This is a genomic window from Pseudoruegeria sp. SK021, from assembly GCF_002119405.1.
GTDB lineage: Bacteria > Pseudomonadota > Alphaproteobacteria > Rhodobacterales > Rhodobacteraceae > Meridianimarinicoccus.
Window position 1 is genome coordinate 1 of the sequence record NZ_MTBG01000053.1, and the last position, 14,217, is coordinate 14,217.

The window sequence follows — 14,217 nt, forward strand, 5'->3', positions numbered from 1 at the left end:
TCTCCTCGTCGCTCCAACGGCGTCGACGTTCAAACCCAAGTATCTCACCACGCATCACTGACCCCACCTAAGACACGTCGCAAAGGACGTCGTTAAGCACGTATCTTAGCAAATCATCCGGAAATCAGGCAGGCGGCCACAATGGAGCGGTTACGATTGACCGCTTCTCTTCGTCTGACCAAACCCGCTTCTTCTGCCCCTTCTTGCCCGCCATCGCTTACCTCAAGATGTCCACTATCCATGGTGGACATCTAGCAGGCACTCCATCACGCCGTCAGAGCGGGGACACCGGACGGATACCCTGAAAACGGGATGTCGGATCGAAGAGCTGCGCCTGGCCACGGCTGAACGCCTAGCCAACTGCATCGCATTGTGCTGTGTCGTTGCCTGGCGGGTGTCATGGCTGACCATGCTGAGCCGCGAGGCAACGGAAGCCGCGCCGGCTGCTGTCTTCACCGAAGTCGAGCGCCACATGCTCGAACAGACGACGCCGGAAAGAATGCGCCAGGCACCGCGCGATCTTGCCTTCTATGTTAGGGCGCTCGCGCGGCTCGGAGGTTATCTCGACCGCGCTTCCGACGCGCCACCGGGGACGACCGTCATATGGCGGGGTTTCTCCCGCCTAGCCGACCTCGTCGAAGGAGCCCGCGTCGCAACGTCGCCTCCACACACTTATGGGTAACTGCAAGCACAATGGAGCGGTTACAATATTGCGGCAGAAAACGGTTTTTGAAAAACTCATATCAAGTTCCTGATACCCCGAATCTACGGACACCCCTTCTCCGCAAACCGCTTTTTGCAGAACCCGACGAAAGCTGCGTCGGCGCTTTTGGGAACCTCGACAACCCACGCACGCCACTCTTGCTCAAGAACCCGTATATCCCAGCCAGGCGCCGCCGCTCTGGCGCGCTCGTAGGTATCTGGCTGCAAGTGCCCAATCTCGGGACGATCCTTCCCGCTGATGGACACCACCGTGCCCCGGCTTTGAAAAACAACCACATCCCGCTCCTCGTCAAACATTACGAAATAGTCGGGAAGATGATTGTGGGTCGCTATTTCCTTGAGTGTGTGTCGGAAGCGCTTCAGCTCCGTCCGCGCGCCCGTTCGCTTAAGAAGTTTCCCGAGGCCGATCTCAAAAACCGGCTGAGCTCCACACATCTTGCGCGCAATCTCATATACCCGACGTTCGATGGGCTTCCGCAGCCGAAAGTAGTCACGGTGAAGAGTTAGAACCGACTTCCGGCGGATACTGTTAAAGATCCACTCACTGATTTCAATCTCGGCCCACATAATGCGACCGCTATCATCGTTATTTTTCCGCTGAATATGCGCTTTTTCAATAAGATGGAACCATCCTAGCTGCTCTTCATCGCCAAGCGGCAAAGTGTCATCTGAACCAACAGTGGTGATGTTCGTCTTGATGACCGTTCCCATGAGACGATCAAGCGCCTCGCAAAACGCACCGTAATCCTTGCCGCCGGTGCCCCGATTGACAAAAATCAAAAGATCCCGCGGGTTGAACCGCAAGCGACGCTCAACCTGTTCCCCACGGTTAAGCCTATGCATAATCTGCGACACAACGTAGATGAGGATGTCCTTGTCGTAGATCGTCGCTTGACCCTTCACGCTAGGAACAACTTCAAGCCATTTTCCTTCGTGTTCATAACGACGGATCGAGGTGTCAGGCTTCTTGCTCAGCGCATAGAATGGATGCTCCATCGATGGCATCAAGTCTTTAAGAACAGCATCCGCGACATCACAGATAAAGAAGTCCGCTTGCGGATGACGATCAGGAAGCAATTGATCAAGCAAATTCGGGGTATCAGGAACTGACATAGCCGGACGATCGGGGTATTAGGAACCCGCGTCAAGCGTTGAATTCGGGGTATCAGGAACCCAACGCAAGTTTCTGCCTACGAATCCTCATTTTTTGCCCACAGAAACGCGGACATCAGGAACGATTGTTCGGGGTATCAGGAACCGAGATTCGGGGTATTAGGAACTGTCTCGTAAAAACTTTTTAATAAATTAAATGAGTTAGCCCATATTTTTTAGGACGTAACACTAAATTAAACACATATAAACACTACAGCGTTCAAAACGTTCACAACCACCCAAACCCACCAACCTACTTTCCTTCGTAACGATCCATGAGAATACCAAGCATATCAGCGTAAGTCCGACGATCCTCTTTACAGAGTCTCTTGAAACGATCCAAAATATCCAAGGATGCCTTAATACGGCATTGCCAACTTGTTCGGCCGACATGACCGGACTAATTTACGGGGGTAGTGTCGCAAACTTTTAGCAAGCCCGATGGCGGCCACACCCCGGACACACTTATGCTGCGAGCGCCGCAAACTGCGGTGAGGCCGTTGGAGCCGAACTGCCCTTTCCGGATCATGTGAGCCGTCTCGATTCCAGCGATTGTGGCGGCCGCAGAATGGAACGCCTTGAACCCCTGCATGAGGCCGGTGATCCGCTTGATGAAACGATGATCTTGTTCGATGATGTTGTTGAGGTATTTGACCTGCAGAACCGTGATGATCTTTCCGGCACCGGTGAACTTGAGGATCACATTGACGCGCTCCAACCCAGCGAAATTGGCACCGCTTTTATCGATGACGACCCGGTCTGGTACGCCATTCGTGCCGATAGCCCGCTTGAAAAACCGCCGGGCCGCAGCCATATTCCGGCGCTCAGACAGCATGAAATCAAGGGTTTAGCCGTTACGATCGACAGCCCGGTAAAGATATGTCCACTTGCCTTTAACCTTGATGTACGTCTCATCCATGCGCCAGGAAATGGCAGTTGGTCGCTTCATGGTCTGGGCATTTGCCGCGATCTGCGGCGCGTATCTGACGACCCATCGGTTCAAAGTCGAGTGATCCAAGGTGACGCCCCGGTCGGCCATGATTTCTTCCAGGTCACGGTATGACACACCGTAGCGGACGTAAAAGAAGACCGCGTACAGGACGACGGATTTCGGGTACTGTGCGCCCTTGAAGTCAATCATCGTTCCGTCCCAATCGTGTAAAGCCTTCCCAAATCATGCTTCATCTGAAGTCGGGCTGACAGCATGAAAGTTTGCGACACTACCTGGAAGGGTGGCCATCGATGCTTTCGCTCAGAAACGAAATCGATCAATTGTTCGACGATTTCGGCGCTGGCCTTTGGCGGACCCGAGAGACAGGGAAGAAGTGGGCGGCGAACCGCTTGATAGTCAGCTCTCGGGTTCGATCCTGAGTTTGATCAAAATCGCGGCAAGGTGAGCCGCAAAGACAGGGGAGCCGGCATAGGACGCGCGCGGATCATGTGACGGCTCCGTCTGATCCTCTGGCACCATCAGGTACCGGACCCGCGCCACCGGATTGGCAATCCTGCTTTGCGGCCTCTTCGAAAAAATCGTCTTCGCCGGGCAGACGCCTCGCCAGTCCGGATAGTCCAATGCCGGATCGTTCCGGTCAGGGGTGATCAACTGAATCCACCAGCGCCCTGTCAGATTTTCGGTCATCTGGAGCGCGACAGCAAGCCAGCGCCCGAGATCGCGCGGCGTCGAGAGCCGCGTGCCGGGGTTGCTTTGCGTCGCGCCACCAAGTGTGGCTCTCAGCCAGTAATTGACCTCTCGCGGCGAGGCTTCATGCAAATCTGCCAGCGCCTGCGCCATTGCCAGGCCCGTCTCACGGCGCGGGTGATCAAGCGGGTCCGGTGCCAGCCGCCCTGCACGCTCCGGCGGTTGCAGTCTCAGGGCCTTCGTTTTCGCTGAGGTTGCAAGACGCGACAGGTGTCGGGCGGTGTTCAATCGGGACGTCAGATCCCCGGTTGGCGCGAATACCGCGCCCGCCGCGCGGGACGGGGGTAATCCGTCATCAATCAGATCGAGGGCATGGTAGAGACCCTCGACGGTAAGTGCCCGGCTCTCGTGATCGTCGATTTCTTCGGGCACCGTCGGAGCAGAGCCCCGCAAGACATCCATAAACGCAACCAGACGGTTGCACAGACCCGCATAAATCGCCTCAGGGATTTCTGGCGCCACTTGCCGGAATATCTCGAATTGAGTCAGGTGAATATAGGTCTCGAAACTTGTCACCGGAGATCCGTGTCCCATGTGGCGCGCAAGTGCTTGCCAGCAATCCCGGAACATATGGCTTGGCGCGACTGCGGTCGCGATCTTGTTCCGCTCTGCCATGGACCAGCCTGTCAACTGGTTTCCCAGCGCGTGATGGTCGAGCTGAGGATGCCGGTACGGATCCCGTCCTTCAGCGATGGCAAGATAGAGATTGCTTGCAGCCGAATGCCGGAGACTATGGCAACTCACACCCTCCACGCCCGTCGCCTGCCTGAGGATACGGGACAGGTACTCCCCGACACTCTTACGCGAAAACGGCAGAACACGACCCTTATGGGTCATCCCGAAGAGGGGCCCCTCCCCTCCCATGAGACGCCGGCGCCCGAGATAGGCCCCGAAGGTCTCGGCTTCTTGAGCCGACATCAGAGCGAGAGGGCGCACCTGACGGTGCGCCGATGGGGTCTTGTTGTTCCCGAATTTTGACGGGCGAATGAACAGTGTAGGATTCGTTTCGTCTAATTCCAGATGCTGCAGCATCGCTTTCGTGGCCTCGCCGATGCGGGCCCCTGTCCGGTAAAGAAACACGAGAAGGGAATCGAGCGTCGCGGCCAGCTCGGGGGTGTCAAAAAAATCGCGGCGCACAAGGTTTCTCGCGCACGTGAATTGCGTATGGGAGATATACATCGCCCGCACATGAACGGTAGAAGACGCGCCCGCAAACATTCCTTCGTCAAGATCGGGGAACTGCCAGCGCGGATGGCCGCGGGCAAACTGGTGCATTCGCCGCAACGCGCCGCGCAAATTCGCGTATTCCATCGCGCTGCGCTCGTCCGCCTCAAGGATCATTGAATACAGCTCTTCAACATCCTCGGGCGGAAGATGCCCTAGCGGCACCTGTCCCGCCTGTTCAAAGAATATCCCGGCCAGGGTCGAGTGATACCTGCGAATACTCCCGACCTTATAGCCGTCGACCTCGAGCATATGCAGGTACCAGTCGGCAAGCAGGTGCATTGCGTCCGGCCAGTCACGTGTCTGCATTGCGTCGCGGATGCGACGTGCCAGCAACAACGGCGTGTCCTTTTCATCAGCGCTGGTCATGTCGCTGCCGGTTTGAGTTCTCGTTTCTCCGATCACCGCCAGGAAACGGATATACGTCGGGTCCTGCCGGACACCTGCGACCCGCTGCGAAGACGCCGCCTGCACGTGTTCTTCGTCGAGCAGCGAGGCGGTACCTGCTTCCAGATCTGTCGCGGTGATCGAGGATGGCTGATCCGAAAGCGCTGCCTGCCAAGACGACGGATCGGCACCAAAGGTCAGCACCCGACTCGCAGCAAGTTGCGCGTGGGCCCGGTCGAGGCGCCGCTCCGCGAGTTCGGCACGGGCGATGGCTCCGTCCAGAAAGGCCCGCAGCGATCCGACGTTGCGTGGTGCCTTAAGCTCCAGCGTATCAAGCAGACTGCGGTAAAGTTTCTCGGGTCGACCAAGAAAGGCCCGGACCCCCGATCGCCGGTCGCCTTCGGAATTCAGAATATCGGCAATCTCTGCGAGAGTTTTTCCATCCACGAGCCAGCGGCGCAAGGCAAAGGGCCCGGCATCGTCTTCGCCACTGACATAAGAGAGCTTTTTTCGGACATCGCCCCGAAGCTTCAGATCCATCGAAACCGGCTGACCCGGAGCTCGTGTCAGCCGCGGATCCTCAGATCCAAGCCATCTTGCAAATGCGTCGAGTTCACCATGCGCGCACAGCCCTCCGTTGAGAGCGGCAGACAGGAGGGCCCGCCTGATCAGCCGCGGCAGATCAGCATCGACGGGCTGGACGGAGGCTGTTGTCTCTTCAAGTTTGTCAGCCACAGCATCAGCAAACTCGAGAGCACGGAGGCGGGCGGCGCTCCAGGCCGGAGGGCGGGATGAAATCGAAACGATCGGCGGCGGCGCGGCGATTTCATCGCCGGTCCAGACCATGTTCCAGTGATCGATTCTCCGGTACAATTCCTTGGTGAGCCAGGCGGCCTCTTCCTTGTAACGCGCGACTTGCGCAAGATCAGCACGGATTTGTCCGAGAGCCTCATCCGGATCGCCGTCACAACGACTGAGGCCGTCCAACCAGGGTGCCCGCACGTCGACCACCCGACGGAACTCCATCAGTAAAACCGTTGAGCTGCGAAGTTTTTGCGCCTTGCGGGCCTCCCGACCGGTCGTGCTCACAAGCGGGACCTCACTGCGGTGACATGAATCCGCTCAAGGTATTTCTGGATTTGCTCCGCCAGATCACGCAGATCCTCAATGGCGACACCCGAAGTTGCGGCACCGGGATCTTCGGCAAGATGGGCATGACCCATAAACACGTCAATTGCCTGCGCGCGCGCTCCCGCCGCAACAAGCTCGCTGCGCAAGATATGCCGGGCCCAATTCAATTGAACCGGAAAAACTTCTTCGAGTTGAGTCGCATAGGTCGCCATATCGAGTTCAACCCGTTTGTCGTCCTTCAGGAGGAAAAACAATGGGAGCTCGGAGTTCACATCCAGCGCCTGTTTCATCTGCTCACCGGGCAGCTCCGGCGAACGCGGCGCGAGAATGTCCGCCAAGCGTTCGACATGCTGCAGCCAGGCGCGATACTGCGCCACAGCCACCGGCGGCAGGCATAGCAGCCGGCTGCCGCGGCCGCCGCGCGTTTCTTTGTCGGCAAGCCAAAGCACGGCGCGGTCCAGGTCGACATCCCCTCTGCGCTCGAAGGGCGACGATACGGGCCGATGCGCAGTAGACAAAAAGAGGAGCATCAACGTGTAGCAGGCAAACTCGTTGTGATAGGTAAGCAGGGCTGATGTCATGGAACCCGGGCCGATTGGAGTGTTGGTCAACCGTAAGCGCTGCTCTGAAAATAGGTCTTCGATAAGCGGGGACGGAAGCCTGGCCCGTGATCCTGTCTTGCCGCCATGAGGTGGCAGAGCGGTCGCCTCAAGGCCGAGACCTTGCTCGATATAGCGGTTGTGCCAATCGAGGCATGTTTCGACGTCAAGTTGGGTATAGTGCAGTTGGGCACGGACCCGCGGGTCCGTGCCCACCAGATGGCCGATGACTGCGTGATCGGCACCGGCCCGCAACAGCCAATCCGACTTGTGGCGCGCCAACCGGCCCAGAGACAGCGGTCGGGCGAGGAGGCGCTGAACACTTGCGCGGGCGTCATCAATCAAGGTCTTGTCCGGTGGGCACCGCAGAATTTGCAAATCCGGCTGAAGTGGTGCCGGCAGAAACAACCCGGCATCGCTCGGCGCGCACAGGCCGATAGCCTCCTCAATGACAGCGAAACTTTCGAAAACAGGCAGCTGCATCCGAAGCGAGAGTCCGAAATCTCCGCACTCGAAAGTGAACTCGCGTTTCGCATCCAGGGCTTCGCGCAACGCCAGATCACGCACCACAGCGTCGGAGATCCCGAAAACCAACAGGCCCAGAAGATACCGCAACCCGTCGTGGTCAGGGTTGTCACTTGTGATCCGCACCAGAGTTTTTACTTCATATTCCGTCATCGGATCTGATTCTGCAGGAAGTGCAAGATCACGCGTCGAAAGTGCCCGGACTACGCGTTTGGATTGCTTTTGACGTGCCGGAAAGTCCAGGATCTCATGCGAGGGCGTTGGATCTTCAAACAGGTTTTCTGTCAGCGACGCGTCTGCTTCCTGCAATTCCACCGAGCCGGCCAGGAAACTGGGTGCCAGGGACGCCCCGGTCGGCAGGCCGGTGTCGCCCGTGCCGTACCGGTTGCGATAGATGGGAGTTCTGCTGTCCTCCCAAAGTTCCAGCAGATGCGCGATCTGACCTACCCGACGCAGTGGTATGATATCGAGGTCGGCCTCCGCTTCGATCTGACGCAACCGTTGACGCAATGGCGACGGATCGCTCAGCGCTCCATCCGCTAGTGCTATGTCGCCGATGCGGTCGAAGAGGAACGCTTCTTTTGTCTTCATCAACCTTAGCGCGTCGAGCGCCGATGAGATCGCCGCATCCGCCGGATAAGTGAGCCGGCGGCGCAAAGCTGCTGCAAGAACGCGGGCCGTCGCGAGATTCGAGATCCGGATTGTGGAGGCGGTCTCGTCGCGCTTCGGCACCCGCTGCGTGACCATTGCAAACTCCGGCACTGACCAGAGACAACCATTCAACCGTTTTCTCGCAGCATCAACCTTCTGCGCAGTCAATTCGAGATCCGGCTCGCTGTTCCCGGCCAGGGCTTCGAGGTCGACCAGAGCTTGCGCGCGCTCGACTGACGTCAGCGAAGGCGCGCTCGCCAGCAGTGTCTGCGCCCGCCCCAGCAAAACTGCGTGGGTCGCAACCGGGGCCGTGCCAAAGATAAAGCTTGCCCCGCTCACCTGTATTTGTCTTTCCGCGCCAATAGAGCATTCAGAACGGTGGTTGGCTCGGCTACCGTCTTGCGCAACTTGAGTTGCCGTCGCAAGTATCGCTCGGCATCAGCATGCGCGACCCCCAACTCCGCGAACACCCAGGGCGGCGCCTGCATGCAGAGCTGCGACAGGCCCGTGCGACGCGCGGGATCCGTCGAAGCCAGGGACCTGACCAGGTGAACAACCTCTTGCCAGGCCAACCTCTCAACATCACTCTGCTCCAGATCACGGATCAGGATATTGGCATCTGTCGCCTCCAAGGTTTCAAAGCCCGTGAAGACGAGACATGTTGCGCCGTCCATTACGGCTTGACCGACAGCATCACCGGGCGCTTGCCACCCACCTCGCAGGCCCGACCAGACCTCGAACGCCTGCCGCGCAGCCGGATGTAGCGATACACGCTGGGCCGATTTCCTGACGGGGGTATAGAGAGTGACTGTCATGCCGCGTATAATGATAAACAAAGACATAAAAATCAAACAAAAACAATAATAACTTAAATCCGACAGGAGGCGGGGTGCCGTAACTCTGTCAGATAAAAATCAAACATTCCCCCAATAAAACTTAAGGAACGACCAAAGTCAGTATACGGATAAAAATGCCAGTATCTCTATAACCCCTTTCAATCGTCTACCCCGCGTTCGAGCAGGATGTTTTGTAGAGTAACGCAGGCTACCTGCGAGAACGAGGCCATCTAAAACAAGCTATCCGGTTTCGCGCTCGCATATCTCAATAGCGTGCCGCATGAACTGGACCGGATCATGCTTCAGGGCGCCGCAAATCACTATGATTTCGACAAGATCGAGACGACGTTCACCCAATTCGTATTTGCCTACAAAAGATGCGGGCTTGTGAAGAAGCTTCGCGAGTGCAGCCTGAGACAGTCCGGCTTTGTCCCGCAACTCTACAAGAGCTGAAAGAATCTCGCGATGTGCTTTCGTGTGAACCGTTCCTGCCATCGCGCTCCCCGGTGCCTGGAGCCTCGCTGCTACCCCTGAATCAGGGTTGCCCCCAAAACAGGGGTGATGTATCTGCCCGCCGATAGATCGAAGGCGAGTACAGATGACGAAAAACCGACGACCTCCACCGGAGCGGCTCGCACATAAATCAGACGATGATCTGCTCGCCCTTGCGCTGGCCTCTGGCGCTTTGACCTGGGTTCAATTGTGGAAGCTTGATCAGCCACTGGCGCGGGAGCTACGCAGGCGCGGTTTGATGAACCGCTTTGCACCGCGCCGCAACTCCGGCTCCGGACGCTCGTCCATTTTGAATAAATTGCCTGACAACGAACTGCTCGCCGAAGCGAGGCGCATGATCGAGCTTAACGGAATTGCCTCTATGCGAGAGCTGAAAGTTCGGGACTGGAGACTGGTGGAATTGCTTCAGAAACGCAACCTGACAAGCCACCTTGGCCAGCAGTACGGATGGAAGACCAGACGCCGGACCGGCGCGGCGGCGATCGTCGACGATCCCAGAGTGTTGAGCGGCACACAACTCGTGGCACGGGCGTTGAAGCTTGAGCCGCAAAGTCTTTCCGATTTGCAGCGTGAGGACAGCGTTCTTTTCCACGCACTTCGCAAGGATCCAACTGCGCTGCCCGCGTTTCGCGAGGCGCTCGGTTTACGCAGGGCACCGCGGAACTGGTCGGAAATGACCGATGATGATTGGTTGAACCTCGCGCGGGAGTTCGACAGCGCTGCTCATTTCAAGCATGCCTATCAGGCGGCCTGGACGCGCGCCGGGGAATTCGACAAGCGCCGGTTCTTGATAGAGAGAATGCATTCGGAGGGACAGTGGACCAACGGGCTCTATGATCAGGACGGGTATCGTTGCGAAAGTGTAGCCGAACTTTTGGTTTTCAATTTGTTGATCAAAGCAGACGTCCGGTTCGAGCGGCATCCCTCACTACCTTTCCCGCACAAAAGCCGAGCGGCCCGTGCCGATGCCTACTTACCAGAACAGAATTCCTACATCGAAATCTGGATGTGTTCGGAACGCAGCCTGATCGGACGCACGGATAGCCTGCCGACTTGGTTTCCCAGCTATGTCCGAAAACGACAGACCAAACTGGCGAAATACGCCGCCGCAAACCTAGCCGTTGTTTCCCTCGACGCCGAAATTGCCCGCCTGCAGGACACCAAGGCATTTCTCGAGCATGTCGTTTCGCTGCTGAATCCGGTGTGTGCAGTGACATGGCAGGACCCGCAGGAACTGCGTATCTCGAGTTCCGCACCAGCGTTGGTTTGGTCAATCGACGAATTACTGGTCTATGCGGCCTTGCACGGGCTTACCCAATTGTCCGATTTCCAGCGCCACCCGCATCGTGCGATCTACAACATTGTCACTGTTCGCGAGCTTCGGGATGATTTGCGCAAGGCGCTGGATAAAGCGCATGGCCGCCGAAGCGCAATCAGGAAGGCTGATCTTCTCGAGATCAGTTTGCTTGTCGCGTTCTGCCGAAACCACGGGATAGTCTCGAAGTCCGGGTATCGCGCGACCTTCAAGCGAAATGAATTGCCCTTCGGGGCACCCTCGGATGTTGCGCAATCCTATAAGGTGAGTTGGCAGGAGTTTTTGGGCTGGATCCGGACGTAGTCAAATTGATGGCACCGCCGACCTGTTTCTAGCGGATGGCGCCTACGACGGCGATCCAACGTATGATCTTCTGCTCGAGCGCTTTGGCAAAGGAATTGAAATTGCAATTCCACCACCCAAAAACGCGATGTTGAGCTGGGACGCCGCGACGATGTTGGGGCCGTGTTGCGCGCTGAGTTCTCACGAACCACGCCAAATCTGCGCCAGACCCGACTTTCTATCGTTCTATCGTTTTGAAGTTTTCTAGATCACAGGTTTCGTGAGTATTTCGCCAATTTCCGCTCGGATTGTGACAAGTCGTGGAATCGGCGTGGTGAACCCTGTCTAAAAACAGAGGTCCAAATACTCAAAATTCTACTGTAAACAACGGTATTCGCTATATATTTTCGTTTCACCCGCGAGTTCTTTCAAATTTGACCTACCCTGACAGTAAGGCGTCCACATCTTGCGGATGTGATGTGCGTGAATGCACAGCCTAGGGGTCAGAACCTGCGATTTTCAAGTCGTCCAAGCTCCCCCAATTACCACTCAACGACGCAGGGAACGGCCACAGACGGCCCCCAACCAGCGACGCCGAAAATGAGGCCGGACGCTTCAAACAATTCAGCCAGCCACCACCGGCAGGCCATTCAAAGGACGATAAAATGTTTAAGAAATCCACATTCGCCGCTGTTGCTCTTGCTGTTTCCGCCGGGGCTGCCTTCGCCTCCGATGGCGCTGATCAACTGGCCCGGAACCTTGGCGTTCAGCCGGGCGTGTACTCGTTGGCCGATCTGGTTGCTTTGAAGGGGGCTGATACGGATACGCAATCGCGCAAAGCCATGTCTTATATTCTGGAAAGTGGCGCAAATGGTGGGGTGACCCGTGGCGCAACTGCCGCCAGCCTACAGCTTTCGAACGCTCTTGGCGTGGCCTCCAACACCTACACCACGACTGAACTGGTTGCGATCAGTGCCGCTGAACGCGACGACAATGAGGCAGAAGCCCGCTATTACACCGACGGCGGTCTCGCCCGCAGCACCGGTACGATCTCGGCCTCCAACGCGGCCTACCAGAAGCTCGAAGCGACATTGAACATTGATGCTGCTGACTACACGCTTGCTGAACTGATCGTCCTCGACAACGCTGTGCGCGACAACGACACCTCGCTGGTGCGCGCCTACCTGAAATAATGCGAGGCCCCCTCTTGGACCGGCGCGGAACCAACCACGCCGGTCTGAAGGACTTTATTGCCGAAGCCTAGCGGCGCAGCACGGCCTATATCTCGGTCAGATAACGCCGCACAGCGTCTTGGATATGCCGGAAGCGATCGCCTCCTAGGTGTTTTCCGCCAAACCAGCGGGTGACGACGACGATGTGATCCTGAAGATTCTCCCGCTCCAGCATGCGCAGAATGACCATGCCAGCGCCGCTTTCTCCGTCATCGTTTTTGATAGGACCATCAGCAGTGAGAAGACCCCAACTGTTGTGGCTCGCCTTTGCGAATTTCTTACGGGTCTTAAGTTGCTTAAGGAAGTCCTTTGCCTCTTGCGGAGTTGTGCAGGGACCACCGGACACCGCGTATTTCGACCCACGATCAGAGATGATGTTTTCCAGAATGCGCATGGCGGAGAACTATCAAGACCGCCCCGAGCAGATCAAGCAAGCATCATGCCTGCAAAGCTGGGGCGACGTCCGCTGGTTCGCCGGCTTGACTCGCAGCACGGATAGCGCCCCTCAAGCAACCCGGCCCTGCAAAAATTGCATGGCTGCGCTATTGTGCACCTGCAGCATTAGCGCTAACTTCAAGTCATTCGATTGGGTCTCCTCCTCCCTGACCCAATTGCTGTTTTTAGTGATTTGGCGGCATTCCCCTCCTCCCGGGATGCCGCCATTTTTTTGTCCGGTAGAAATCGGGCCTGCGGCGCTGGCAGCCACCCTGCAAGAAAACCGCGCAAAATCCCTCCGGCCGCGCAGACCACGGCTCCGCCCCCTGTAAGCGGGGCAGATTTCCAGGCGGCTCGATTTGCTTTACTTACCGGGCGACCATTTCTGGCAGAGCGGGGATGCGATCCGCAGCCGGGTTGAGACCCAGCCGGTCGCCGAGATAAGCGAAGAAAGAGATACCCAGCTTGCGACAGGTTTTCATCAGACCGAGCATGACGTCACGCGCAGTGCGGCCGTTTTTGCTCATGGTGCCGCCGGAGACCTTGCGCTTGGTGACACAGGTGCGCAGGTCGTTTTCCGACGCGTTGGTGTGCAGTGGGATCTCGGGTCGCTCCAGCACCTTGAGCAATTCGGCTTTGCGCCGGTGCAAGCGGACGAGCTGCTGATCCAGTTCCTTGTAACCTGTCCTCTGTAGAAAGATGTCGTCGAAGCGGTTGGCTAGGATGGGGGTGTCCTTCGCGCAGGGCGTCTGCTTCCAGAACTTCAGATCCCGGTACAGGGCCCAGACCTGATCGCGTAACCCGTCCAGTTTACGGGCTTGTGGCTTGGTCTTGGGCATCAACTTTTGCAGCAAACGCTCGCCATGAACCCAGCACAGCGCATGATTGGGGATGCGGAATTGCCCGGCATCATCGGAAACGACCACTGTGTTTTCCATCAACCCGTTGTGGCGCACTGCGCCCCATACCGCAGCCTCGCTGATCTCGCGCAATAAGCTCCTGTCGAACACGTCAATGCGCAGCGCCACGAGATGGGCATACCACGCCATCTGCGACGCAAATGATCTATCGGGCTGTGCCGCGAGCCGGTCGATGACCCTTGGCGCCACTTTTCGTTGACGCATGTAGGTGAGGGCGTCGTCGTTGATCACGTAATCCTCTCGACCGGCTCTCAGCAGCGACAGGAAGTTCAGCCGCGATTTTGAGCGGCCGGTCCTGAACACGCAAAAGCGTGCCCCGCCAATCTGGGTTGTGATGCCGTTACGGTGGGCATGACGGGCACCGGTATCGTCAACGCTGACATAGGGCGCGGTGGTCAGGCCCGCTTGCAAGATCGCCTGATCCTCAGCAATGAACCCATCAAGATCGCTGGTCAGGATGCGCACGACCTGACGCTTCGATATCTCCAGCCCGATCCCGTTCAGGATAGATGTCAGCCGTTCCGTCGTCACCTGTCCCTGAGCGTGCAGCGCAAGACAGAACCGGCGCAGGTTGGCACCGAAGCCGCCGAACA

The 14,217-nt window shown here is 57.5% G+C and carries 11 protein-coding genes and 2 pseudogenes; 5 read left to right on the forward strand and 8 right to left on the reverse strand.

Going from position 1 to position 14,217, the window contains the following annotated elements; all coding sequences use genetic code 11:
• Positions 1–370: 370 nt before the first annotated feature.
• Entirely contained in the window at positions 371–682 is a 312-nt protein-coding gene (locus BV911_RS17350; protein ID WP_256388276.1) for an IS4 family transposase, read from the forward strand.
• An 83-nt stretch (positions 683–765) separates the two neighbouring features.
• Here BV911_RS17350 and BV911_RS17355 read toward each other — a convergent pair whose 3' ends face one another.
• From BV911_RS17355 to BV911_RS17380, 6 genes and pseudogenes are all read right to left on the reverse strand, one after another.
• Complete coding sequence (locus BV911_RS17355; protein WP_086054848.1) at positions 766–1,836, reverse strand: replication initiator protein A; 1,071 nt, start codon at positions 1,834–1,836, stop codon at positions 766–768.
• A 439-nt stretch (positions 1,837–2,275) separates the two neighbouring features.
• Positions 2,276–3,016, reverse strand: a pseudogene (locus BV911_RS17360) (IS6 family transposase).
• A 207-nt stretch (positions 3,017–3,223) separates the two neighbouring features.
• Positions 3,224–6,274: a site-specific integrase gene (locus BV911_RS17365; RefSeq protein ID WP_139840136.1), complete on the reverse strand. Its 3,051-nt coding sequence runs from the start codon at positions 6,272–6,274 to the stop codon at positions 3,224–3,226.
• Positions 6,271–8,430: a hypothetical protein gene (locus BV911_RS17370; RefSeq protein WP_086054850.1), complete on the reverse strand. Its 2,160-nt coding sequence runs from the start codon at positions 8,428–8,430 to the stop codon at positions 6,271–6,273. The genes BV911_RS17365 and BV911_RS17370 overlap by 4 nt, the downstream gene beginning before the upstream one ends.
• Entirely contained in the window at positions 8,427–8,933 is a 507-nt protein-coding gene (locus BV911_RS17375; protein WP_086054851.1) for a hypothetical protein, read from the reverse strand. Before BV911_RS17375 ends, BV911_RS17370 begins: the two co-directional genes overlap by 4 nt.
• Before the next feature lie 234 nt (positions 8,934–9,167).
• A complete protein-coding gene (locus tag BV911_RS17380; RefSeq protein WP_086054852.1) occupies positions 9,168–9,422 on the reverse strand; it encodes a helix-turn-helix domain-containing protein in 255 nt (84 codons plus the stop codon).
• A 103-nt stretch (positions 9,423–9,525) separates the two neighbouring features.
• On the opposite strand from BV911_RS17380, the gene BV911_RS17385 reads away from it, so the two are divergent.
• The 3 genes and pseudogenes from BV911_RS17385 to BV911_RS17395 all read left to right on the forward strand — a co-directional run bounded on the left by BV911_RS17385 (position 9,526) and on the right by BV911_RS17395 (position 12,230).
• Positions 9,526–11,058 carry a hypothetical protein gene (locus tag BV911_RS17385; protein ID WP_086054853.1) on the forward strand — a complete coding sequence of 511 codons (1,533 nt, stop codon included), beginning with the start codon at positions 9,526–9,528 and terminating at the stop codon, positions 11,056–11,058.
• A gap of 22 nt (positions 11,059–11,080) precedes the next feature.
• Positions 11,081–11,206: pseudogene (locus BV911_RS20425) on the forward strand (IS5/IS1182 family transposase); the annotation flags it as partial.
• Positions 11,207–11,702: 496 nt separating this feature from the next.
• Entirely contained in the window at positions 11,703–12,230 is a 528-nt protein-coding gene (locus tag BV911_RS17395; RefSeq protein ID WP_086054854.1) for a hypothetical protein, read from the forward strand.
• Between the two features lie 85 nt (positions 12,231–12,315).
• Here the strand turns inward: BV911_RS17395 and BV911_RS17400 are convergent, their stop codons facing one another.
• Together BV911_RS17400 and BV911_RS17410 are read right to left on the reverse strand one after the other, a co-directional pair.
• A complete protein-coding gene (locus BV911_RS17400; protein ID WP_086054855.1) occupies positions 12,316–12,663 on the reverse strand; it encodes a YigZ family protein in 348 nt (115 codons plus the stop codon).
• A 409-nt stretch (positions 12,664–13,072) separates the two neighbouring features.
• Positions 13,073–14,035 (reverse strand): transposase, encoded by a 963-nt coding sequence (locus BV911_RS17410; protein ID WP_205963890.1) that lies wholly within the window; start codon positions 14,033–14,035, stop codon positions 13,073–13,075.
• Between BV911_RS17410 and BV911_RS19820 the strand changes: the two genes are divergently transcribed.
• The coding region (locus BV911_RS19820) for a hypothetical protein (RefSeq protein WP_205963891.1) at positions 14,030–14,217 on the forward strand (188 nt) is incomplete at its 3' end. The genes BV911_RS17410 and BV911_RS19820 overlap by 6 nt on opposite strands.